We start from the raw sequence: 1,679 nt of genomic DNA on the forward strand, positions 1-1,679 counted from the left end.
CAGCTTTGAGACCAATGCCCGCATGTATGACCATCGCGGTCATGACGTCGGCGCAGTGGTTGGCGGAGCTATTCTCGGCGCTCTGATCGAGGGGATGGCGGACGATCATCACAATCGACGGCACACGACGAGTAACTACCGCCCCGATAGCAGCTACAATGGTTGTCATGGCATGGGATGCAAGGTCGACAATCCTGACCAGGCAATCGATACCCGACCGCAATTTGACAGGCAGGGAGAGCCAAACTTTGATGTGCATGGCAACTACCAAGGATGCCATGGTGCAGGCTGCCTTGTCGACAATCCTGACGCGGAGTGAATTGAAGGACGAAGGAAGCCGGTCACGATTGTCAAAGCGGGGCTCTTAAATCTTTCCCGCAGCATCAATCTTGATCTTCATCCTGGCATCACCACGGCAGACTTCGTTCACCTGCTTCTTGGTTTCTCCTCGAAGCGGTGGAGGCAGCCGAACATGTTCTCTATCTCCTCCTGCATCGTGGCGGCGGCTGAGACGATAAGATCGAGGTTCTTATGATGTCGATCCATAGGGGCTTGTGCGGAAGCCTCTTTGTACCAAGAAATGCACCAAAAGAGAGCTGATATTCGGAAAAATCGTTGCGAATCAGGCCGTTATGGGAAATCGATGGCGGAGAGGGAGGGATTCCCTTTCACCTCTATGATACTGAAAATACTAGTCTTTTCGCGCTTTTTGTTACACAGTTTGTTACACAGCTACAACTACGATTTATAACCGCTCTAAGCTCGCAGCTTTTGGGCTCGCCTGCCCAATCCATCCGATCTGTCGAAACCGATGGCTTGTAGGACACTCCCGCGTGTGTACGTTGGGGCTTGGGTCAGAAGGTGACCCACAGCAAAGACGGGAGCGCCGCAGCGCAAAAGATCTCATCGGTCAAGGAACAGATAGTGAAGTAGCCTGTGACAATCGGCGCCAGCATCACCTCCAAAGCCGACCAGGAAAAACCCGCAAAAAACGTCGCCCTCAGATACCCCGTCGGCAATGAATATGGGACCGAAGTTGCGCGGCAGATCGGGCGTTAGATGCCTTCATGACATCTGAACCTGAGCAGGCTCCTACGCCGCGAGCCGGCACATTTCCGAACGGAGTTTCGTCCGGCTGCGCAAAAAGGTGCCCTGTCGAGACTTACTTGTTGGCCAAATGGCTTAGCAGGGACGAACTCGTGAAGAGATTGATAATGCAACACTATCAGTCGTTGTGCTGATCCGACAGGCTGTGCGTTTTGGCACGAAAATCATGGCGAAAAGCGCACCGGCACTTTACTCTCCAAATTATGATTCGCCTCGATCCCGCGACCGCCAGCTCCTCTGCGCCGCCCTCCGTTCCCGCGTGGGCGATCACAAGCGCCGGCGCGCCGAGTGACGGCGACGCCGCCTTCCGGGCCGGCGCCGCCCTGGGTGCCCTCGACACGCTCGCCCGCGCGCAGGCAGCCTGGGCCGGCGCTTGGCGGCAGCGGCTGGCGGTTCGCTGCGCCGCCTCCAGCATGCGGCTCGCCGGCCGCGCCGAGGATGCGGCCGCCTTGCGCGATGCCTGGCATTTGCGTCCCCTACGTGCTGACCCCGGTCCCGCAGGCGCCAAAGACGGCGCCTGCGGGACCGGGGTCAGCACGTAGGGGACGCAAATGCCAGGCATCGCGCAAGGC

Annotated in this window: 1 protein-coding gene and 1 pseudogene; both read left to right on the forward strand. The window is 58.0% G+C overall.

The features are described 5' to 3' along the window. The first annotated feature begins 22 nt into the window (after positions 1-22). Positions 23-319, forward strand: coding sequence for a hypothetical protein (locus ENZ75_RS31085; protein ID WP_245481315.1), 297 nt, complete (start codon positions 23-25; stop codon positions 317-319). Positions 320-1,310: 991 nt separating this feature from the next. Next, positions 1,311-1,610, forward strand: a pseudogene (locus ENZ75_RS31090) (DUF1403 family protein); the annotation flags it as partial. Positions 1,611-1,679 lie beyond the last annotated feature (69 nt).

Origin of the sequence: Mesorhizobium sp. M7A.F.Ca.CA.002.04.1.1, from assembly GCF_004022805.1 — a bacterium.
GTDB lineage: Bacteria > Pseudomonadota > Alphaproteobacteria > Rhizobiales > Rhizobiaceae > Mesorhizobium > Mesorhizobium ciceri.